Source organism: Streptomyces sp. NPDC006339 (genome assembly GCF_040612775.1).
Lineage (GTDB): Bacteria > Actinomycetota > Actinomycetes > Streptomycetales > Streptomycetaceae > Streptomyces.
This window is the reverse complement of the sequence record NZ_JBEXQW010000037.1, coordinates 65,213-85,826: the sequence shown is the minus strand read 5'-3', so window position 1 is coordinate 85,826 and position 20,614 is coordinate 65,213. Positions and strand designations below refer to the sequence as shown.

The window sequence follows — 20,614 nt, the reverse complement described above, 5'->3', positions numbered from 1 at the left end:
CGCCTCGCCGCGTTGTCGTCGGTCGCCGATGCTCCGCATGGACTCCCTCCTCCGCCTTGCGATCCACGGCACCAGACGCCGCTCCCTGATCCGGCCTGATCGACAAGACACCCCCTAGAGGCCGAGGGCGGCGTCCCGGGCGGCCTCCGCCTCCCGGCGGAACAGGCGGAACCACATGAAGACCACGAAGCCGGCGAAGACGAACCACTCCGCCGTGTAGCCCAGGTTCTGGAACGCCTTCACGTCCAGGCCCGTGCCCGCCGCGGCCGTCGCCGGCACCGGCGTGAGCCCGGCCGGCGACTCCGTGAGCGTGATCCAGGCGTCGTAGACGTCGTCCGACACCACGTTCACCAGGGACGCGGCGCTGATCATGCCGAGCTGCCCCTCCGGCAGTCCGCCGGCCGCGCGGACCCCCTTCGTACCCGGGTTCTCCGATGCCTGGAGCGCACCGGTCACGGTGACCTCGCCGGACGGCGGGGCCGGAGCCCTGCCGCCCGAGGGCAGCCAGCCGCGGACCACGGGCAGCGCCTTGCCGCCCTCCGTCTTCAGGAGCGTCAGCACGTACGAGCCGGAGCGGCCGTCCAGATCACGGTCCGGGACCAGGAACTGCTCCCCGTACCGCCCGCTGGCCACGGCGATCCGGCCCGAGGTCTCCTTGTCGACCGGCAGCAGCGCGTCCAGTGCCTCCGCCGACCGGGTCGCGGGGTCGGGCCGCCGCTCCGCCTCCCGATGGGAGTCGACGCGGTCCTCGAACTTCCCCATCTGCCAGGTCCCCATGAACAGGCAGAACGGGATGGCGAGGAGGACGAAGACGTTGATCCCCCACCAGCGGGGCGTTCTCAGGAACCGGTACACGCTCCCACGGTACGCAAGTCCGCTCAGCCCACCTCCTCCTGGGTCCCCCAGGTCCTCCCCGTTCCCCGCGTCCCCAGGTGACGGGCCGCGAAGTCGATGTCGAGGGCGACCTGCTTGATCCGCTCGTCGACCACCAGCGAGCCGTGCCCCGCGTCGTACCGGTACACCTCGTGCACCGCGCCGCGGGCGGCCAGCCGCTTCACGTAGTTGTCGATCTGGCGGATCGGGCAGCGCGGGTCGTTGACCCCGGCGGAGATGTGCACCGGAGCCTTCACCGCGTCCACGTACGTCAGCGGGGACGAGGCCGCGAACCGCTCCGGTACCTCCTCGGGCGAGCCGCCGAGCAGCGTGCGGTCGAGGGCCTTCAGGGCCTCCATCTCGTCCTCGTACGCCGCCACGTAGTCGGCGACGGGCACGGCGGCGAGGCCCACCGACCACGCCTCCGGCTGGGTGCCGAGGCCGAGCAGGGTGAGATAGCCGCCCCAGGAACCGCCGGCCAGGACCAGCCGCTCCGGGTCGGCCAGGCCGCTGTCCACCGCCCACTCGCGCACCGCGCCGATGTCCTCCAGCTCGATCAGACCGACCCGGTGCTTGAGCGCGTCCGTCCACTCCCGCCCGTAGCCGGTGGAGCCGCGGTAGTTCACCCGCACCACCGCGAAGCCGTGGTCGAGCCAGGCGGCGGGGCCGGCGGCGAAGGCGTCGCTGTCGTGCCACGCCGGTCCGCCGTGCACCTCGAAGACGGTCGGGAACGGGCCCTCGCCCTCCGCCGGGCGCTGCACCAGCGCGTGCACCCGGCCGCCGGGCCCCTCCACCCACACGTCCTCCACCGGCACGGACCCGGGCGCCTTGGGGCCCGGCGGGTCGAGCACGACCGAGCCGTCCGTGGACCGCACCACCGGCGGGTGGGCGGCCGAGGACCACAGGTACTCCACGGAGCCGTCCGGCCGAGCCGTCGCGCTCGTCACCGACCCGGCCGGGGTCTCCACCCGCACCAGGGCGCCGGTGGCGATCTCGTACCGCCACAGCTCGCTGCGGGCCTCGAAGCTGTGCACGATCAGCAGCCCCGAGCCGTCCGGATACCACTCGGCCGACACGTCGCCCGGCAGGTCGAGCCGCAGGTCGGTCTCCGTGCCCGTGGCCACGTCCCACAGCATCGGCTCCCAGCGGCCGCGCCGCTGGTGCCCCACGAGCAGCAGGGTCTCCCCGGCCACCGGGGCGAAGCCCAGGACGCTCAGGCCCAGCTCCTCCGTACCGCCCTTGGTGTCGTCGAGCTCCGCCACCACCGAGGCGTCCGACGCGCGCAGGACCCGGATCGCCGCGTGCATGGCGTCACCGTGCTCGGTGTGTTCGACGGCGATCAGGCTGGAGTCGTACGACAGGTCGCCCACCCCGGCCGACTGCCGGTGCCGGTAGATCTCCACCGGCGCGTCGGCTCCCGCCCGCAGCAGATGCACGGTCGAGCCGTCCTCGTCCGTCGAGCGGCCCACCACGACCGTGCCGTCGCGGCCGATGGCGAGACCCGCCGGGTAGGAGGGCGCGAGCCCCGGCACGGCGGGCTCGTCCGCGCCGCCCTCGAACGGCTGGCGCATCCACACGCCGAACTCGTCGCCGTCGGTGTCGTCGAACCACCAGATCCACCGGCCGTCCGGGCTCAGCGCGCCGTCCGTCGTCCCGTTCGGCCGGCTCGTCACCTGCCGCCGTCCGCCGCTCGCCCGGTCCCACGCGTACAGCTCGTACGTCCCCGTCGCGTTCGACACGAACAGCGACCGGTCCGGCGCCTCCTCGGCCCACTCCGGCAGCGAGACCCGCGGCGCCCGGAACCGCTGCTCCCAGGCCGGCGCGTCCGCGAACGTCTCGAAGGCCGGACCGCCGCCGGTCGTGCCGCTGCCGGTCGTGCCGGCGCCGGCCGTGCCGCTGCCGGTCGTGGTACTGCCCGCTGTCCCGCCGCCGGTCGTGGCGTGGTGCGCCGCGCCGGCGTCCGCCGTGTTGTCGTCCTTGCTCTCAGTCATGGAGCCATCATGCTCCGCGCGCCCGACATTTCGTCCGCCGCGCCCCCAGCCTGTGGATAACTCGCGATCAAGGCGTCGTCCATCTCCCGTCGGAGCAGGGCCGGTTGTCCGCGCGGGTGTCTACGATGACGGCATGATCGCCTACGTCGTGGCCGCCGTCTTCCTCGCCCTCTTCGGGGCCGGTGTGCTGCGCGACCGGCGGCGCTTCAGCAACGCGGTGTACCTCGGCCTCGCCGTCACCTTCCTCTGCCTCGGCCTGCTCGCCGGACTCGCCGACGCCCCGCCCGGTGTCGCCGTCACGGTCATGGTCGTCGTGCTGCTCGTGCTCGCCCTCGGCCCGGTCGTGCTCGCCGGGCTGCTGTGCGCGAACGGCGTCACGATGATCCGCAAGGAGGGCGTACGCCCGGCCAACCTGCTGTCGCTGCTCGCCGGACTCGGCATGTTCGGCGTCATGGGCCTGATGGTCGCCGCCGTCGTCTCCCACTCCAAGACCCTGTCCATCGTCGTCGGCACGCTGCTGATGATCGTCGGCTACGTCTCCTTCCTCTTCCTCTGCTTCATCGGCTACGCCTTCCTCTACGGCCGGATGCGCATCCGCCGCGACGCCGACTACGTCGTCGTCCTCGGTTCCGGTCTGATCGGCGGACGCCGCGTACCGCCGCTCCTCGCGAGCCGGCTGGAGCGGGCCCGCCAGGTGTACGAGACGCTGGCCGGGCGCAGGGAGGTGGACCGGACCCCGGTGCTGATCGTCTCCGGCGGTCGCGGCCCCGACGAGGAGCTGGCCGAGTCGCACGCGATGGCCGACTACCTGCTGGAACGCGGTTTCCCGGCCGACCGGATCGTGCGCGAGGACCGCTCCCGCACCACCGAGGAGAACATGCTGTTCAGCAAGGCCCTCATGGAGGCGGAGCGGCCCGGAGCCGAGTGCGTGATCGTCACCAACAACTTCCACGCCTTCCGGGCCGCCCTGATGGCCCGCAAGGCGGGCGTGAACGGCCAGGTGGTGGGCTCGCCCACCGCCGCGTACTTCTGGCCGAGCGCGACCATGCGCGAGTTCGCCGCGATATTCCTCGAGTACCGGTCGGTGAACCTGGGCATCTGTGTGGCCCTGGTCCTGGCGGGCTGCCTCGCGTACGTCGTGGCCTGACCCCTACGCTGAAGGGAACGCGGCGCGCGGAGCCGTACGGGAACGGCGTGCGTCGCAGGCGCGGAGGCGCGGAGGCCACAGGGCCCGGAGGCGACGTCATGAGAGCACGGCACCACTTCCACATCGACTACCGGGGCCACTCGGTGAGCGCCACCATCCAGACCGGCCACAGGCCGGTGGTCGAGGTCCTCGTCGACGGCAAGGAGACGGGTCACGCCACGACCCACGCCGACCGCCCGGCCACCGTCCAGGTCGAGCTGCCGACGGATCCGCCGACCCCGGTGACCGTCCGCGCGACCCCGGGCCCGGGCATGCCGCGCTGTCTGCTGATCGGGCCGGAGGAGCAGGAGGGGCATGTGATGGCCCCCCGCGCCTACTGAGGTGCCGACGCCTCCTGAGGCGCCGCCCGGCGGTCAGCGGAGCCAGGCCATCCCGATCAGCAGGAAGACGACGAAGGCGACGGCCCCGGCGACGGCGGCGGTCCTGCGCGGCCGGCGCCGCGAGATCGCGGCCAGCGGATTCTCGGCGGGCGGCTGGTTCCGCCGGCCGCGCGGCGCGGCGGGCACGCGCTGCGGTGCGCCGTGGGAGACCCCGTGGGGGACGGGGGAGGGAGCGGTGTGCGCGGCGGTGTGCGGCGCCGTGTGCGCGACCGGCCGGGGAGGCGCCTGCGCGGCCCCGTGCGATCTGTGCGGACCCCCCTGGGGTCTCTGCTGGGGTCTCTGCTGAACGCCGTGCGGCATCCCGTGGGACGCCGGCTGCGGAACGGCGTGGGGCAGCGGCATGGGCCGGTCCCGCCACGCTCCGGACGAGAACCAGTCGGCGATGGCCTGGGCCCCCGGCCGCTGCTCCGGCTGCTTGGCGAGCAGGGTGAGCAGGAACCCCTCGAACGCGGCCGGTATCGGCACGCCCAGTTGGCGCGGTGGCGTCGGCGGGGTGTCGATGTGCTGGTACAGCAGCGCGGTGGCGGTGTCGGCGCGGAACGGGGGCTGTCCGGTGAGCAGTTGGTACAGGACGCAGCCGAGCGAGTACACGTCGGACGCGGGTGACGCGGGCTGTCCGAGGGCCCGCTCGGGTGCGAGATAGAGGCCCGTGCCCACGATCTGTCCGGTCGTGGTGAGCCCGGCCGAGGGGTCGTCGACGAAGCGGGCGATGCCGAAGTCGGCCAGTTTCACGGTGCCGTCGGCGTCCATGAGCAGGTTGCCGGGCTTGATGTCCCGGTGCACCACGCCCTGCCGGTGGGCCGCGGCGAGCCCGGCCGCCGCGTGCGCGGCCACGGTCGCGACCTGCTCGGCGGACAGCACCGTCGGCTGCGCCCGGTCGCCGGCCAGGCTGTCGCCGTCCACCAACTCCATGACGAGGTACAGCTTTCCGTCCCACGTGCCGAAGTCGAAGACACCGACCACATGCGGGTGGCTCAGCCGGGCGGCGGTCTGCGCCTCCATCCGGAACCGGTCGGCCGCCGAGGGGTCGTGCTCGTGACCCAGCATCAGCTTCACGGCCACGTCACGGCCGAGCACCTCGTCGGTCGCCCGCCACACCTCGCCCATGCCGCCACGCCCGACGCACACATGGAGCCGATATCGGTCCGCGACCAGCACCAGAAAACCCACCCTTCCCTTGGACGCCTCATCGTAGAGCGGTTTTTGAAGGGTTCCTGCGGCGGGCCGGACGGCGAGGTGGGCTCGCGCCCCCACCGGCCGTTACGGCGCGATCGCGCCCGCGCGCCCCGCGAACCCCGAGTCGCTCAACGGCCGCAGCGCCAGCCGCAGCAGGGCCAGGGGGTTGTCGTCTCCCGGAGCCCCGGCTCCGCGTCAGGGCAGCGAGCGCGTCAACCAGGCCACTTCACCGTTCTCCTCCATGGAGACGCGATCCCGCTCGAACCCGAGCTTCTCGAGGACACGGAGGGACGGCGCGTTCCACGTACCGACGGTCGACCAGAGCCGCTTCCGCCCGGTGGCGACAGCGGCCTCGACCACCGCGCCGGCCGCCTCGGTGGCGTACCCGCGGCCATGCACGTGTCCAGCGCCGTTGCAGGCATGCGCCGACTCTGCCTACGGAGCGCCCGGAACCCCAGACCCCAGACCCCAGACCACGGACCGCGGCCCGCGGCCCGTGTGCACGGGCCGCGGGCCGGATCCCGGAAGCGTGGTGCTCAGGCCGCCGCGTCGAAGGAGGACTGTCGTCCGCCGAAGCGCCGCCCGGCCGAAGCGGGGCCGCGGCGGCCGCGGGAGGCCGCGCCGCGCTTGCGCCGCTCGGGGGCGGGAGAGGTGATCGTCACGGGGATGCCGGACGGGGCCTGGGCGCCCGTGATGCGATGGAGTTCGTCCTCGCCGGAGCGGACCTGGGTGGTGCGGGGCACGATGCCGGCCTCCGCCATGAGACGGGTCATGCCGCGGCGCTGCTGCGGCGTGACCAGGGTGACGACGCTGCCGGACTCGCCGGCCCGGGCGGTGCGGCCGCCGCGGTGCAGGTAGTCCTTGTGGTCGGTCGGCGGGTCCACGTTGACGACGAGGTCGAGGTTGTCGACGTGGATGCCGCGCGCCGCGACGTTCGTCGCGACCAGGACGGTGACGTGCCCCGTCTTGAAGTGGGCGAGGGTGCGGGTGCGCTGCGGCTGCGTCTTGCCGCCGTGCAGGGCGGCGGCCCGGACGCCGCTGGCGAGGAGATCCTCGGTGAGGCGGTCCACGGCGTGCTTGGTGTCCAGGAACATGATCACGCGTCCGTCACGGGCGGCGATCTCCGTCGTCAGCCGGTGCTTGTCGGCGCCGTGGACGTGCAGGACGTGGTGCTCCATCGTGGTGACCGCGCCCTGGGAGGGGTCCACGGAGTGGACGACGGGGTCGGTGAGGTAGCGGCGTACCAGCAGGTCGACGTTGCGGTCCAGGGTCGCGGAGAACAGCATCCGCTGGCCCTCGGGACGGACCTGGTCCAGAAGGGCGGTGACCTGCGGCATGAAGCCCATGTCGGCCATCTGGTCGGCCTCGTCGAGGACGGTGATCCCGACCTGGTTCAGCCGGCAGTCGCCGCGGTCGATGAGGTCCTTGAGGCGGCCGGGGGTGGCGACGACGACCTCGGCGCCCCCGCGCAGCGCGTTCGCCTGCCGGCCGATCGGCATCCCGCCGACGACGGTGACGAGGCGCAGCCGTACGGCGCGGGCGTACGGGGTGAGGGCGTCGGTGACCTGCTGGGCGAGCTCCCGGGTGGGGACCAGGATCAGCGCCAGCGGCTGACGCGGCTCGGCGAGCTGCCCGGCGGTGCGGGCCAGCAGGGCGAGCCCGAAGGCGAGGGTCTTGCCGGAACCGGTCCGGCCACGGCCCAGGACGTCACGGCCCACCAGGGAGTTCGGCAGCGTCGCACCCTGGATGGGGAACGGGACCGACAGGCCCTGCGCGGTGAGCGCGGCCAGCAGGGGCTTCGGCATGTCGAGGTCGGCGAACGCCTCGACGGCGGGCAGCGCGGGGGTGATCGTCTTCGGCAGGGCGAACTCGCCCTGCACGGCGGCGGGCCGTCGGCCGTAGCCACCGGAACGGCTCGGCGCCGCGGACGACCCGAAACGAGCGCTCCGGCCCGAACCGGCGGGGGAGCCATAGGTGTGCCCGCCGCCATTGCGGCGAGCACGGGAGGAACGGCTGTTCGTACGTGTGGGGTTCATGGAGAACCTTCCTTGATACGGCGCGTATCGAGGAATTCCGACTGCGGGTGCGCAGTGCCGGGAATCACAGGTACGGGCCGAATGAAAATGCGAAAGCAAGCGGCTTGGGCCAGGACGAAGAATTGTCGGCGCACAAGCGGGCGCGAGCGGGCACCGGGCAAACGGAAGGATTGCGACGGTGCAGGTGAGTGAGAGCGAAGCTCTGCGAAATGCATGTAGCTGGGGCCCGCACCCCGAGGGATGCGGGCCCCAGCTACAAAATGCGCGCGACGTCAGGCGGAAACGATGTTCTCGGCCGTCGGGCCCTTCTGGCCCTGCGCGATGTCGAAGGAGACCTTCTGGCCTTCCTGGAGCTCGCGGAAGCCCTGGGCGGCGATGTTCGAGAAGTGGGCGAACACGTCAGCGCCGCCACCGTCCTGCTCGATGAAGCCGAAACCCTTTTCCGCGTTGAACCACTTCACGGTGCCAGTAGCCATGTCATATCTCCCTTGGGCAGTACATCGGCACCCGTACCGTACGGATGCCGTGTCGCCGCGATGATGCCCTGCCGGAAAAAAATGACCGTCTTCGGGTACCAAAACTGCAACTGCTTCGACAGTAGCACGCCGCCGCGGCCCGTGCGGGCCGAATTTCCGGCCTGTCTTCCAGCGGCGAAAAACCCTCCCCGCAAGGCCCGCTAAATCCTCAGACCGCGAACGCAGGTATTCATTTACCTGGACCACAGCACTTCATGCGGGCCGCCACCGCGACAGGACGAGCATCCGCGTGCCGACGACGGGGCGCGGGCCCGCGACCGGGTGCGCCGCCGGGCGCGGCCCCCTCCAGGCGTGGCGCCGACCGGCCTCGCGAGGCAGGCTGAGAAGTGCACCGGTTGCGGCGCGCCATCGTCCGAAGGGAAGCCGGGGATGTTCCGAACCGCGGATATCCGAGAGTGGCGGTCTCACGACGTCGTCGACATGGACGGTCACAAGATCGGAGTGCTGGAGGCCGTGTACGTGGACACCAGCACCGACGAGCCGGCCATGGCGACCGTCCAGGTCGGTCTGCCCACCCGCCGCCAGTTGGTCTTCGTCCCGCTGGCCGGCGCGATCGTGGGCCCCGGTTACGTCAAGGTCGACTACGAGAAGTCGCTCGTGAAGAAGTCCCCGGCGATCGGCACGGACGACGTCCTGCCCGCCGAGGACGAGGCCGCGGTCTTCGCCCACTACGGTCTGCCCTATCAGCCCGGCGCGAACGGTGAGCGGCAGCTCGCCCGCCGCTGACCGGCCCATCGAGGAGGTGCTCAGGCGTGACGCTCTTCCTGCTCCTCGTCCTCGCCGCGATCGTGCTGGGCCTCATCGGCGCGGTCGTCGAAGGACTGTTCTACCTGCTGATCATCGGCATCGTCGTGCTCGCCGCGGCCCTGGTGTACCTGGGGATCCACCTGCGGCGCTCCGGCCGCCGCAGCCGCTCACTCCGCTGACCGGGGAGCTGGCGCCCTCGACACCCGAGACGCAGGAAGGGCCTGATTCTCAATGAGAATCAGGCCCTGACCTGGTCTTACGGCTGTCGGGGTGGCGGGATTTGAACCCACGACCTCTTCGTCCCGAACGAAGCGCGCTGCCAAGCTGCGCTACACCCCGATGTCGCTGCTCTGTCTTCACGTCGCGGCGACATCGATTACTTTAGCCCACCCGCGCCCAGAGACGAAATCCGGTTTTCGCGCCGCCCCGCCGCAGGTCGGAAGCGGTCCAGGGTGACGAGGAGCAGGCCCAGGGCGTAGAAGGCCAGGCCCAGGACGAGGGCGTTGGTGAGGACGCCGAGGTAGCCGTGGGCGGGGACGTCGAGGAAGGGATACGTGTAGCGGGCGGGCGTGTCGGGGGAGACGAGGGCGCCGCGGGTCAGGGCGAAGGCGAGGTACGCGGCGGGCGCGGCGAGCCATTGGGCGGCGTGGCGCGGGCGGAGGGCGCCGGGGCGGGTGAGGAGCAGCCAGTCGAGGAGCACGCCGATCGGTGTGACGGTGTGCAGGAGCTGGTTGGCGACGGCCCTGGCACCGGTGAGGCGGGCGATCTCGGCGGCCTGGTTGAAGTCGCTCGCCCGGTTGTCCAGGACCAGGTGGAAGACGAGCCCGACCACCGTGATGCAGAGCAGCACCCCGCCCGTCCACAGCGCCGGCAGCGGCGGTTGCCGCCGCCGGGCGCGGACGGCGCCGAGGCCCAGGACGACGGCGACGCCGGTGTTCGACCAGATCGTGAAGAAGCTGAAGACGACGAGCGGGTCGCCCTCGGCGCACTCGATCGCGATGCCGGTGACCGCGGCCAGCGCGATCAGCCCGCGGAGGACGGCGGTCACGACGGGATGTGGCATGAACACACCGTACGTGCCGGTCCGGCTCCGCGTGGTCAGCGGCGGGCGGTCAGGGTGAGGAGTGTCGCCTCGGGCGGGCAGGCGAAGCGGACCGGGGTGTAGCGGTTGGTGCCGCAGCCGGCCGAGACGTGCAGATACGAGGTGTGGCCGGCGGCCGTGTGGGTGGACAGGCCCTTCACCCGGTCGGTGTCCAGGTCGCAGTTGGTCACCAGCGCCCCGTAGAAGGGGACGCAGAGCTGCCCGCCGTGGGTGTGACCGGCCAGGATCAGCTCGTAGCCGTCCGCCGTGAACGCGTCCAGGGCCCGCAGGTACGGCGCGTGGACCACGCCCACCGTGAAGTCGGCGTCCGGGTCGGGGCCGCCCGCGACCCGCTCGTAACGGTCCCGCTTGATGTGCGGATCGTCGATGCCGGTGAAGGCGAGGTCCAGGTCGGGCAGCTTCAGCCGGCCGCGGGCGTTGGTCAGGTTCACCCAGCCCGCCGCGTCGAAGGCGTCCCGCATGCCCTCCCACGGGTTGTGGACGGCCCCCTTCACCGGCGGGTTGCCGTTGAGGCCGTGCCGGCCCTGCACCTTCTCCATCAGGTAGCGGGCGGGGTTGCGCAGCCGCGGCCCGTAGTAGTCGTTGGAGCCGAAGACGTAGACGCCCGGGAACTCCATCAGCGGCCCGAGCGCGTCCAGCACCTCGGGCACGGCCTCGGTGTCGGAGAGGTTGTCGCCGGTGTTGACGACGAAGTCGGGGCGCAGTCCGGCGAGGGACTGGAGCCAGGCGCGCTTCTTGCGCTGGCCGCTGACCATGTGGATGTCCGAGACCTGGAGGACCCGCAGGTCACGCATGCCCCGGGGGAGCACCGGGACGGTCACCCGGCGCAGTCGGAACGAGCGGGCTTCGAAGCCCGCCGCGTAGACGAGTCCGGCCGCCGCCGTCGCGGTGAGGCCGGCCGTGATCTTCAGGGGGATCCCGTACCGTGCGCGCATCGCCCTATCGTCGCAGACCCCGGCCGCGTAAATGTGCGGACGGTACGGCCCGGCCCTGACACACTTGAGCCCATGACCACGCTCAAGGCCAAGCTTCAGGACGACCTCAACGCCGCGATCAAGGAGCGCGACGAGCTGCGCTCCTCGACCCTGCGGCTGACCATCGCCGCCATCACGAAGGAGGAGGTCGCGGGCAAGACCAAGCGCGAGCTCTCCGACGACGAGGTGCAGAAGGTGATCGCCAAGGAGGCGAAGAAGCGGCGCGAGGCCGCCGACGCCTTCGCCCAGGGCGGTCGCGGCGAGCAGGCCGAGCGGGAGCGCGCGGAGGGCGAGATCCTCGACGCGTACCTGCCCAAGCAGCTCACCGACGAGGAGCTGGAGGGCATCGTCGCCGCCGCCGTCGAGGAGGCCAGGGCCGCCGGTGCGGAGGGACCGCGGGCCATGGGCGCCGTCATGAAGATCGTCAACCCGAAGGTCGCCGGCCAGGCGGAGGGCGGCCGCGTCGCCGCCGCCGTGAAGAAGCTCCTCGCGGGCTGAGCGCGCCCCGGCCGCGGCCGGCCTCGGTGACGCGCATGACGAAGGCGCCCCTCCGGTGGATCCGGAGGGGCGCCTTCGTCATTCCCGCGTCATGCCCCGCAGCCGCGGGGCGCCATCGGTCCTAGCCGTTCCGGCCGCCGTTTCCGTTGCCGCGGCCGTGCGTGCCGCCGATCAGGTCCGGCGGGATCACGATGCCGCCCGGGAGGGTGGTGCCCGGCTGGGTACCGCCCGGCTTGCCGTCGTCGCCCGGGCGCTTGTTCTTCTCCTTGTCCGCGGGCGCCGCGCCGCGCGGCACGCTGACCGGGACGAAGGACGGGGTCTCGGAGGCGTTGAGCGCCCCGGTCATCGCGATCTTCCAGATCGGACCCGGGAGACAGCCACCGCAGACCTTGTCGTAGTACTGGCCGCCGATGGTGATGTCGTACATCGAGGTCTTCTCGCCGACGTCGTCACCGACCCACACCGCCGTGGACAGGTTCGGCGTGTAGCCGACGAACCAGGCGTCCTTGCGGTCGTTGGTGGTACCCGTCTTGCCCGCGTTGTCGCGGTCGCTCAGACCGGCCTTCGTACCCGTGCCGTCCTCGACGACGCCCTTCAGCATCTGGTTGACGGTGTCGGCGGTCCGCTGGCTCATCGCCTGCGAGCACTGGGTCTGCGGGACCTTGAGCTTCTGGCCGCCGGCCGTCGTGATCGACTCGATGGCGACGGGGGTGCAGTACGTGCCGCGGTTGGCGAAGGTCGCGTAGACGGCCGCCATGTCCAGCGGGGTGGACTCCTGGCCGCCGAGGGTGATGGAGGGCAGCTCCTGCAGCTTCTTGCCGAGCTCCCGCTCGTACCCCATCTTCTGCGCCATCGTCACCGTCTCGCACAGGCCGGCGAGCTGCTCCAACTGGGCGAAGTAGGTGTTGATGGACTTGCCGAGCGCGCTCGTCATGTCCCAGGTGCCGGTCTCGGACTCGACCTCGTTCGACAGGTCCCAGTTGCCGGAACCGGCCGGGCCGCCCGCGCACGTGCGGTAGGAGCTCATGGGGACGGAGATCTTGTAGCCGGTGGTGAAGGACTGCGCCGGGCTCAGCCCCTTCTCCAGCGCCGCCGCGGCCGTGATCGGCTTGAACGTCGAACCGACCTGGAAGCCGTACGTCGTGCCGCCCATCTTCTTGCCGACGGACAGGTTCAGCGTCGTCTGGTGCAGCTTCTGGTCGAGGCCGTACGGGCGCGACTGGCCCATGGAGAGGATCTTGCCGCTGCCGGGCTGGACCTGGACCACCGCGGCGGCGACCTTGTCGTCCTTGTCGATCTTGGCGACGGCGGCCTCGTTGGCGGCGGCCTGGGCGCGCGGGTCGAGGGTGGTCCGGATGGTCAGACCGCCCAGGTTCCACAGCTTCTGGCGCTCCTCGGCCGTCTTGCCGAAGACCGGGTCGGTGAGGATCGTCTTGCGGACGTAGTCGCAGAAGAAGCCGGCGCCGTCCACGGCGGTGATGCAGCCGTTCTTCGGCGACCTCACCTTCAGCTTGATCGGCTTGGCCTTCGCCGCGTCCGCCTCGGCCTGGCTGATGTCCTTGACCTCGGCCATGCGCTGGAGGACGACATTGCGGCGCTTGGTGGCCTCCTGGATGTCGTTGACCGGGTCGTAACGGCTCGGCGACTGGACGAGGCCGGCCATCATCGCCGCCTCCTCCAGGTTCAGGTCGGCGGCGCGCTTGGAGAAGTAGCGCTGCGAGGCGGCCTCGATGCCGTACGCCTGCTGCCCGAAGAACGTGATGTTGAGGTAGTTCTCCAGGATCTTCTTCTTTCCCAGCTCCTCCTCGACCTGGATCGCGAACTTCAGCTCGCGCACCTTCCGGCCGAGGGTCTGCTGGGTGGCCTGGGCGACCTTCTCGGGGTCGTCACCGGCCTCCTCGACGAAGACGTTCTTCACGTACTGCTGCGTGAGCGTGGACGCGCCCTGCGCGACCCCGCCCGACTGCGCGTTCCGGTTGATCGCGCGCAGCACGCCCTTGAGGTCGACCGCGCCGTGCTCGTAGAAGCGCGAGTCCTCGATCGCGACGATCGCCTTCTGCATGTACGGGGAGATCTTCTCGATCGGCACGACCGTGCGGTCGCGCGAGTACACGGTGGCGATGTGACCGCCCTCGGAGTCGAGGATCGTGGTGCGCTGACTCAGCGGCGGTGTCTTCAGGTTGGACGGGATTTCGTCGAACCCCTCGACCGTGCCCTTCGCGGCCAGCCCCAGCGCCCCGGCCGCGGGCAGGGCGATGCCCGCCAGCACGGCTCCGGAGAGCACACTGACCCCGAGGAACTTGGCGGCCTGCTGGGTCCCGGTCAGACCTCCGCCCGAGCGCTTCTTTGCCATGGGGGCAGCCTAATCCGTAGTTATGAGCGATCCGCAGACGCAGGGGCTTCTCGGAGCGTTCGAGTACCAGACCGTGACATCCAGGTGCAGCCGGGCCGTGGGGGGTCTCAACGTAGATCGGTGCGCGGTCTGGTGTGAAGGGTGGTGGCCGCCGGGGCCAACGCCCATTACCGGCGCCGACGCGAGCAAGGCGACTGGCACGCGGCCGCCCAGCGCAACCTCTTCAACCGCATGGTCGGCCAGCTCTACCACTGCCTTCAGAAGCGTGAGCTCTTCGACGAGCAGGCCGCCTTCCCGGCCGAAGCGGTCGCGGCAGCCGCCTGACTCGATCACGGCCTGCCATCCTGGCTGCCTCACGGGATGGGGGAGAAATGGCCGAGCCGATCGACGGGTGGATCTGGAGCCGCAACCTGCGTGCCTTCCTGGAAGTGTTGTCGCTCTACGCCGGGTACGAGTTCGATGACACCGACTGGCGCACCGTCGAAGCCGCAGTCCAGGACACCGACAACGAGAACTCCGACCTCTGGTACGCGTATCCCCTGGTGGGCGTGAACGCCACGCTGGAGGTGGGCCTTGCCCGAGCCGTCGGCGGCGAAGAGATGTCCGTCCGCGTCGCGGGAGCGGAGGCCCCCGAACTCAGGCTGCGGGCCGACACCCTGTTGTCCGCCTTTGCTGCCGGCTGACCGCCTTCGTAGTGGTCAGCTCGACGGCATAGCAATGTGAGGTGTCTACGTTCTCATTCGCCGGACACACGTATATGCCTTGGCCTAAGCTGCTCCCAACTGTCACAGCAGTGTGGTCTCGCATCAAGACCCGTGCGTGACGTCGGCATGAATTCCCGCGTCCCCGAAGCGTGGTGACTTCGTGCCCGAATCCGGCTCATGTCCGTTTGGGGCGTGATGTCCTGGGGTCACTCCCCTGGGTGATCTCCCGCGCACGCATAGTCCGTTCGGGCCATTCAAGATTGGGCCCGAAGGGGGTGTTGCGCTGTCCCCACCTTCCGTAACGTCCCAACTGGCAGCGGTGAATATGCCGCTACCGCCGTGGGGGAGCCTCGATTCGGGAGAGGACGGCGCCGGTATGGGCTGGGTAGCTGACTGGAGTGCGCAGGCGGCCTGCCGCACTACCGATCCGGATGAACTTTTCGTGCAGGGCGCGGCGCAGAACAGGGCGAAGGCGGTGTGCACCGGGTGTCCGGTGCGGACCGAGTGCCTCGCCGACGCCCTCGACAACCGCGTGGAATTCGGCGTGTGGGGCGGCATGACGGAGCGCGAGCGACGCGCCCTGCTGCGCCGGCGGCCGACCGTCACCTCGTGGCGGCGGCTCCTGGAGACCGCGCGCACGGAGTACGAGCGGGGAGCGGGCCTGCTTCCCGTGGCGATGGACGACGACGCGACGTACGAGACGTACGCGGCGGTGGGCTAGACCCCGCACGGCGCCGGCGGACCGGCGGAACCGCGCCCCGTGCCGATGGGCGCCGGTGTGCGCCGACGCGCGCTGGCGTGCGCCGATGGAGCGCGTGACGCGCGGTGCGGCGGCCGGGGCGTCACGGCAGCCGACCGAGCGTCAGACGGTCACCGATCGCCCGCAGCCCCGCGAGGTCGTGCACATCGCCGGGCAGGGCGGCCACCTCCGCGACCGCCACCTCCGGGTGGAGTGCGGTGAAGCGATCGCGCGTGCGCTGTTCACGCGCGAGTACCTGCATCCGCTCGGCATGGAGACGGAGCAGCCCTGCGGTCAATTGCTGAACGTCCGTGTCCGCTTCGGCTGTGGGGGCAGCCTCGGACTCGGCAGGTGCGGCGGCGGTGGCGAGGTCGTCTGCGGTGGGGTCCGCAGTCGGGTCTGACGGCTCGGGGGAAGTGGCCCGGGGGCCACGCCCAGCATTCTTCCCGGCCCCCTGATCCACAATGCGACCCTCGTCAAGATTTTCCGCGGCGGCCCGGGCCCGCTCCGCCGACAGCCGGGCGGCGCCGCTGTCATGGACGCGATTGAGGACCAGACCGGCCAGCGGCATCTCCTCGGCGCCCAGCCGCTCCACGAAGTACGCCGCCTCGCGCAGCGCGTCCCGCTCCGGCGTGGCGACCACGAGGAAGGCCGTCCCCGGCGCCTGGAGCAGCTTGTACGTGGCGTCAGCGCGGGTCCGGAAACCGCCGAACATGGTGTCCATCGCCGCCACGAAGGTCTGCACGTCCTTCAGGAACTGACCCCCCAGCAGCTTGCCCAGCGTCCCGGTCATCATCGACATGCCGACGTTGAGGAACTTCATCCCCGCCCGGCCGCCCACCTTCGCCGGCGCCATCAGCAGCTTGATGAACGTGCCGTCCAGGAAGGACCCCAGCCGCTTCGGCGCGTCCAGGAAATCCAGTGCCGAACGGGACGGCGGCGTGTCGACCACGATCAGGTCCCACTCGTCCCTGGCCCGGAGCTGGCCCAGCTTCTCCATCGCCATGTACTCCTGCGTGCCGGCGAAGCCGGCCGACAGGGACTGGTAGAACGGGTTGTCCAGGATCGCCCGGGCCCGGTCCGCGTCCGCGTGCGCCTCGACGATCTCGTCGAAGGTCCGCTTCATGTCGAGCATCATCGCGTGCAGCTCCCCGCCGTCGGAGCCCTTGATGCCCTCCACCTTGCGCGGCACGTTGTCCAGCGAGTCGATGCCCATCGACTGGGCGAGCCTGCGCGCCGGGTCGATGGTGAGGACCACCACGCGCCGGCCCCGCTCCGCCGCCCGGACGCCGAGGGCCGCCGCGGTCGTCGTCTTGCCGACGCCGCCCGCGCCGCAGCACACGATGATCCGGGTGCCCGGGTCGTCGATCAGCGGGTCCAGCTCGAGCACGGGCACCGTGTCGAGCCCGTTCGGGAGCGCCGCCCCGTCGACCGCGTCCGCGTCCGGCGCGGACCCATCGGCCGCGTCCCCACCGACCGCGTTCCCGGTCCCGTCGACCGCCGATTCGTCGACCGTCGTCTTCTCCGTCACGCCTCGCCCACCCCTTGCCTCCGCAGCTCCTTCGCCAGCCGGTACAGCCCGGCGATGTCCGCCCCGTCGCCCAGGAAGGGAAGCTCGTACGTCGGCACCCCGATGCCGTTCAGCGCCTCCCGCTGGGCGCGCTCCAGCTCCACCCGCTGGGCGTGCTCCGCGGCCTGGTCGAGGAGCGGCTCGACCAGCCTCGTACCGTCCTTGATGCCGACGGACGCCAGGGTCCCGGCGATGGCCTCCCGGTGGTCGCCGGAGGCGGCCCGTACCGCCGCCTCGTCGAGGACGTGCGGACGGACCATGTTCACGATGGCGCGGCCGACGGGCAGTTCGGCCGCGCGCAGCTCGGCGATGCCGTCCGCGGTCTCCTGGACCGGCATCTCCTCGAGGAGCGTCACCAGGTGCACCGCCGTGTCCGGGGACTTCAGGAAGCGCATGACCGCCTGGGCCTGGTTGTGTATCGGGCCGATCCTCGCCAGGCCCGCCACCTCGTCGTTGACGTTCAGGAAGCGGGTGATCCGGCCGGTCGGCGGTGCGTCCATCACCACGTAGTCGTAGGTGAAGCCACCGTGCTTCTCGCGGCGGCGGACCGCCTCGCACGCCTTGCCCGTCAGCAGCACGTCACGGACGCCCGGGGCTATCGTCGTCGCGAAATCGATCGCGCCGAGCTTCTTCAGGGCCCGGCCCGCGCTGCCCAGCTTGTAGAACATCTGGAGGTAGTCGAGCAGCGCGCGCTCGGCGTCGATCGCGAGGGCGAACACCTCGCCGCCCCCCGGTGCGACGGCGATCTTGCGCTCCTCGTACGGCAACGCCTCCATCTCGAACAACTGCGCGATGCCCTGCCTGCCCTCCACCTCGACGAGGAGGGTCCGCTTGCCCTCGGTCGCGAGGGCGAGCGCGAGTGCGGCGGCGACCGTCGTCTTACCGGTACCGCCCTTGCCGCTGACGACCTGAAGCCTGCTCACGCCTTCGAGCCTAACCACTGGCGCGCCGGACCAATCAGAGGGCCGCCCCGGACGCGCCCCCCAATGCGCCCCCGCGATCACCTAGGGGCACACCCGGAGGCCCCCCGGCGGCCGCGTCCGTGGTCGCCGGGGGCGGTGGCCTCGAAGGGCCGCCGTCCGGCAGCGGCTACAGTCGCCTCATGACCAAGTGGGAGTACGCGACTGTGCCGCTGCTGGTGCACGCGACGAAGCAGATTCTTGACACCTGGGGCGAGGACGGCTGGGAGCTCGTCCAGGTCGTGCCCGGGCCGAACAACCCCGAGCAGCTCGTGGCCTACCTGAAGCGGGAGAAGTCCTCGTGAGCGGCGCCGGAGCCGTCGAGGCGAAGCTCGCCGAGCTGGGCCTGACCCTGCCGGAGGTCGTGCCGCCGATCGCCGCCTACCAGCCGGCGGTCCGGTCGGGCGTGTACGTGTACACCTCGGGCCAGCTCCCGATGGTGGCCGGCAAGCTCCCGGTGACCGGCAAGGTCGGCGCCGAGGTGACGGCCGAGGAGGCCAAGGAGCTCGCCGCGACCTGCGCGCTGAACGCGCTGGCGGCCGTGAAGTCGATCGCCGGTGACCTGGACCGCGTCAAGCGGGTCGTGAAGGTGGTCGGATTCGTCGCCTCCGCCCCCGACTTCACCGGACAGCCGGGCGTCATCAACGGCGCCAGCGAGCTGCTCGGCGCCGTCCTCGGCGACAAGGGCGTCCACGCCCGCAGCGCCGTCGGTGTCACGGTCCTCCCGCTCGACGCGCCCGTCGAGCTCGAGGTCCAGGTGGAACTCGAAGTCTGAGCCCCGCGCACAGCAGGGCAGGCACCCGTACAGCAACGGCACAGGGCCGGTTTTCCACAGGCTGGAAAACCGGCCCTCGTGCATTCCGATGCTTGCGCATAGCATCCGGCCATGCCCAATGGTCAGTCGAATGGTCAGTGGTACCCACCGGAGTGGCCCGACCGCATCCGCGCCCTCACCGCCGGTGAGCTGGTCCCCGCGCCACCCAAGCGGGCCGCCACCGTGCTCCTCCTGAAGAACGCCTCCGAAAACGCCTCGGGGAACGGCTCGGAGAGGGCCTCGGACGGGACCGAGGGGGGCGGCGGGACCGAGGGGCCCGGCCCCTTCGTCCACATGCTGCGCCGCCGTGCCTCCATGGCGTTCGCGGGCGGCGCGTACGCCTACCCCGGCGGCGGCGTCGATCCCCGCGACGAACACCCGGTGCGCTGGGCGGGCCCGTCCCGCGAGGAGTGGGCCGCCCGGCTGGGCCTGCCGGACCCCGCACAGGCGCAGGCCGTCGTCTGCGCCGCCGTGCGCGAGACGTACGAGGAGGCCGGCGTCCTGCTCGCGGGCGAGACGGCGGACACGGTCGTCGGCGACACGACCGGCGAGGACTGGGAGAAGGACCGGGAGGCCCTGGTCGCCCGCGAGCTGTCCTTCGCCGACCTCCTCGACCGGCGCGGGCTCGTGCTGCGCTCGGACCTGCTCGGCGCGTGGGCCCGCTGGATCACCCCCGAGTTCGAGCCGCGGCGCTACGACACCTGGTTCTTCGTGGCGGCCCTCCCGGCCGGCCAGCGCACCCGGAACGCCTCCACCGAGGCCGACCGCACCGTCTGGATCCGACCGGCGGACGCGGCGGCCGGCTACGACCGCGGCGAACTGACGATGATGCCGCCGACCATCTCGACCCTGCGCGGCCTCGCACGGTTCCGCAGCGCCGAGGAGGCCCTGGCGGCGGCCGCGGACCAGGACATGACCCCCGTACTGGCCCAGGCGCGTCTCGACGGTGACGCGGTGATCCTGAGCTGGCCGGGACACGACGAGTTCACCAAGCACATCCCGGCGGACGCCCCGGACACTCCGGGCGCCCCCGGGGCCTCGGACACCCCGGACGCCCCTGACACACCCGGAGGTGCCGCATGAGTGACGCCGCCGCCCTCCCCGGGCAGCCGCGCGGGGCCGCGGTCTCCGGACCCGCGACCGCCCGCGCCGTCAACGTGCTGGCCCCGAACCCGTCCGCGATGACCCTGGACGGCACCAACACCTGGATCGTGGCCGAACCGGACTCCGACCTCGCCGTCGTGATCGACCCCGGCCCGCTCGACGAGGGGCATCTGCGGCGGGTCGTGGAGACCGCCGAGCGGCTCGGCAAGCGGATCGGCCTCACCCTGCTCACCCACGGCCATGCCGACCACGCCGAAGGAGCCGTGCGGTTCGCGGAGCTGACCCGCACCAAGGTGCGGGCCCTCGACCCGGCGCTGCGGCTCGGGGACGAGGGCCTCGCCGCGGGGGACGTGATCACCACCGGCGGGCTCGAACTCCGGGTGGTCCCCACGCCCGGACACACCTCGGACTCGCTCTCCTTCCACCTGCCGGCCGACCGCGCGGTGCTGACCGGGGACACCATCCTGGGGCGCGGCACGACGATCGTGGCCCATCCCGACGGGCGGCTCGGCGACTATCTGGACTCGCTGCGCCGGCTGCGCTCGCTCACCCTCGACGACGGCGTCCACACGGTCCTGCCCGGGCACGGTCCGGTCCTGGAGGACGCCCAGGGGGCGGTGGAGTTCTATCTGGCGCACCGCGCCAGCCGGCTCGCCCAGGTGGAGACGGCGGTCGAGAACGGCCACCGGACCGCGCCGGAGGTCGTGGCGCATGTGTACGCGGACGTGGACCGCTCCCTGTGGCCGGCCGCCGAGCTCTCCGTACGGGCGCAGCTCGAGTACCTGAGGGAGCGCGGCCTGATCTGAACGAACGGGAGCTTCCGGGCCGGGCCCGGGGCGCCGGAGCCCCGA

Annotated in this window: 21 protein-coding genes, 1 tRNA gene and 2 pseudogenes; 12 read left to right on the top strand and 12 right to left on the bottom strand. The window is 71.7% G+C overall.

Translation table 11 applies throughout. The features are described from left to right. Window positions 1-114: 114 nt before the first annotated feature. The gene (locus tag ABZ135_RS27215; RefSeq protein WP_356699061.1) at window positions 115-855 is read right to left on the bottom strand and encodes an SURF1 family protein; all 741 of its coding nucleotides are present in this window, start codon (window positions 853-855) and stop codon (window positions 115-117) included. Window positions 856-878: 23 nt separating this feature from the next. Then, the gene (locus tag ABZ135_RS27210; RefSeq protein WP_356699059.1) at window positions 879-2,864 is read right to left on the bottom strand and encodes a prolyl oligopeptidase family serine peptidase; all 1,986 of its coding nucleotides are present in this window, start codon (window positions 2,862-2,864) and stop codon (window positions 879-881) included. Between the two features lie 133 nt (window positions 2,865-2,997). Here ABZ135_RS27210 and ABZ135_RS27205 point away from each other — a divergent pair, with 133 nt between their 5' ends. Further along, complete coding sequence (locus tag ABZ135_RS27205; RefSeq protein WP_356699058.1) at window positions 2,998-4,011, top strand: YdcF family protein; 1,014 nt, start codon at window positions 2,998-3,000, stop codon at window positions 4,009-4,011. Window positions 4,012-4,109: 98 nt separating this feature from the next. Then, window positions 4,110-4,391, top strand: a complete 282-nt coding sequence (locus tag ABZ135_RS27200; protein ID WP_356699056.1) for a hypothetical protein — start codon at window positions 4,110-4,112, stop codon at window positions 4,389-4,391. Between the two features lie 33 nt (window positions 4,392-4,424). Here ABZ135_RS27200 and ABZ135_RS27195 read toward each other — a convergent pair whose 3' ends face one another. From ABZ135_RS27195 to ABZ135_RS27180, 4 genes and pseudogenes are all read right to left on the bottom strand, one after another. After that, entirely contained in the window at window positions 4,425-5,609 is a 1,185-nt protein-coding gene (locus ABZ135_RS27195; RefSeq protein ID WP_356699069.1) for a protein kinase, read from the bottom strand. A 213-nt stretch (window positions 5,610-5,822) separates the two neighbouring features. Continuing rightward, window positions 5,823-6,023: pseudogene (locus ABZ135_RS27190) on the bottom strand (GNAT family N-acetyltransferase); the annotation flags it as partial. A 140-nt stretch (window positions 6,024-6,163) separates the two neighbouring features. Beyond that, entirely contained in the window at window positions 6,164-7,663 is a 1,500-nt protein-coding gene (locus ABZ135_RS27185) for a DEAD/DEAH box helicase (protein ID WP_356699054.1), read from the bottom strand. A gap of 272 nt (window positions 7,664-7,935) precedes the next feature. Then, window positions 7,936-8,139, bottom strand: a complete 204-nt coding sequence (locus tag ABZ135_RS27180; RefSeq protein ID WP_072489439.1) for a cold-shock protein — start codon at window positions 8,137-8,139, stop codon at window positions 7,936-7,938. A gap of 429 nt (window positions 8,140-8,568) precedes the next feature. Here ABZ135_RS27180 and ABZ135_RS27175 point away from each other — a divergent pair, with 429 nt between their 5' ends. Together ABZ135_RS27175 and ABZ135_RS27170 are read left to right on the top strand one after the other, a co-directional pair. Next, window positions 8,569-8,925 carry a PRC-barrel domain-containing protein gene (locus tag ABZ135_RS27175; protein ID WP_356699052.1) on the top strand — a complete coding sequence of 119 codons (357 nt, stop codon included), beginning with the start codon at window positions 8,569-8,571 and terminating at the stop codon, window positions 8,923-8,925. Between the two features lie 26 nt (window positions 8,926-8,951). Next, window positions 8,952-9,125 (top strand): hypothetical protein, encoded by a 174-nt coding sequence (locus ABZ135_RS27170; protein ID WP_356699051.1) that lies wholly within the window; start codon window positions 8,952-8,954, stop codon window positions 9,123-9,125. Between the two features lie 86 nt (window positions 9,126-9,211). On the opposite strand, the gene ABZ135_RS27165 is transcribed toward ABZ135_RS27170, so the two are convergent. The 3 genes from ABZ135_RS27165 to ABZ135_RS27155 all read right to left on the bottom strand — a co-directional run bounded on the left by ABZ135_RS27165 (window position 9,212) and on the right by ABZ135_RS27155 (window position 10,983). Continuing rightward, a tRNA-Pro gene (locus ABZ135_RS27165) sits at window positions 9,212-9,285 on the bottom strand. Between the two features lie 37 nt (window positions 9,286-9,322). Further along, complete coding sequence (locus ABZ135_RS27160; protein ID WP_356699049.1) at window positions 9,323-10,009, bottom strand: Pr6Pr family membrane protein; 687 nt, start codon at window positions 10,007-10,009, stop codon at window positions 9,323-9,325. 35 nt (window positions 10,010-10,044) lie between these two features. Then, window positions 10,045-10,983: a metallophosphoesterase gene (locus tag ABZ135_RS27155; protein ID WP_356699047.1), complete on the bottom strand. Its 939-nt coding sequence runs from the start codon at window positions 10,981-10,983 to the stop codon at window positions 10,045-10,047. Between the two features lie 72 nt (window positions 10,984-11,055). Here ABZ135_RS27155 and ABZ135_RS27150 point away from each other — a divergent pair, with 72 nt between their 5' ends. Then, window positions 11,056-11,520, top strand: a complete 465-nt coding sequence (locus tag ABZ135_RS27150; RefSeq protein WP_356699045.1) for a GatB/YqeY domain-containing protein — start codon at window positions 11,056-11,058, stop codon at window positions 11,518-11,520. A 121-nt stretch (window positions 11,521-11,641) separates the two neighbouring features. Here the strand turns inward: ABZ135_RS27150 and ABZ135_RS27145 are convergent, their stop codons facing one another. Further along, on the bottom strand, window positions 11,642-13,873 hold the full coding sequence (locus ABZ135_RS27145; RefSeq protein ID WP_356699043.1) for a transglycosylase domain-containing protein: 2,232 nt from the start codon (window positions 13,871-13,873) through the stop codon (window positions 11,642-11,644). A gap of 153 nt (window positions 13,874-14,026) precedes the next feature. On the opposite strand from ABZ135_RS27145, the pseudogene ABZ135_RS27140 reads away from it, so the two are divergent. From ABZ135_RS27140 to ABZ135_RS27130, 3 genes and pseudogenes are all read left to right on the top strand, one after another. Continuing rightward, window positions 14,027-14,197: pseudogene (locus tag ABZ135_RS27140) on the top strand (IS110 family transposase); the annotation flags it as partial. 47 nt (window positions 14,198-14,244) lie between these two features. After that, window positions 14,245-14,556 carry a hypothetical protein gene (locus ABZ135_RS27135; protein WP_356699041.1) on the top strand — a complete coding sequence of 104 codons (312 nt, stop codon included), beginning with the start codon at window positions 14,245-14,247 and terminating at the stop codon, window positions 14,554-14,556. Window positions 14,557-14,953: 397 nt separating this feature from the next. Continuing rightward, window positions 14,954-15,298, top strand: a complete 345-nt coding sequence (locus ABZ135_RS27130; protein ID WP_046910200.1) for a WhiB family transcriptional regulator — start codon at window positions 14,954-14,956, stop codon at window positions 15,296-15,298. Between the two features lie 121 nt (window positions 15,299-15,419). On the opposite strand, the gene ABZ135_RS27125 is transcribed toward ABZ135_RS27130, so the two are convergent. Both ABZ135_RS27125 and ABZ135_RS27120 read right to left on the bottom strand, forming a co-directional pair. Then, entirely contained in the window at window positions 15,420-16,712 is a 1,293-nt protein-coding gene (locus ABZ135_RS27125; protein ID WP_356699067.1) for an ArsA family ATPase, read from the bottom strand. A 131-nt stretch (window positions 16,713-16,843) separates the two neighbouring features. Beyond that, window positions 16,844-17,809, bottom strand: a complete 966-nt coding sequence (locus tag ABZ135_RS27120; RefSeq protein WP_356699040.1) for an ArsA-related P-loop ATPase — start codon at window positions 17,807-17,809, stop codon at window positions 16,844-16,846. A gap of 179 nt (window positions 17,810-17,988) precedes the next feature. Here ABZ135_RS27120 and ABZ135_RS27115 point away from each other — a divergent pair, with 179 nt between their 5' ends. The 4 genes from ABZ135_RS27115 to ABZ135_RS27100 all read left to right on the top strand — a co-directional run bounded on the left by ABZ135_RS27115 (window position 17,989) and on the right by ABZ135_RS27100 (window position 20,569). After that, entirely contained in the window at window positions 17,989-18,150 is a 162-nt protein-coding gene (locus ABZ135_RS27115) for a DUF4177 domain-containing protein (RefSeq protein WP_005314434.1), read from the top strand. Then, complete coding sequence (locus ABZ135_RS27110; protein ID WP_356699038.1) at window positions 18,147-18,620, top strand: RidA family protein; 474 nt, start codon at window positions 18,147-18,149, stop codon at window positions 18,618-18,620. The genes ABZ135_RS27115 and ABZ135_RS27110 overlap by 4 nt, the downstream gene beginning before the upstream one ends. Before the next feature lie 111 nt (window positions 18,621-18,731). Further along, window positions 18,732-19,742 (top strand): NUDIX hydrolase, encoded by a 1,011-nt coding sequence (locus ABZ135_RS27105; protein WP_356699036.1) that lies wholly within the window; start codon window positions 18,732-18,734, stop codon window positions 19,740-19,742. Continuing rightward, window positions 19,739-20,569 (top strand): MBL fold metallo-hydrolase, encoded by an 831-nt coding sequence (locus tag ABZ135_RS27100; RefSeq protein ID WP_356699034.1) that lies wholly within the window; start codon window positions 19,739-19,741, stop codon window positions 20,567-20,569. Before ABZ135_RS27105 ends, ABZ135_RS27100 begins: the two co-directional genes overlap by 4 nt. Window positions 20,570-20,614 lie beyond the last annotated feature (45 nt).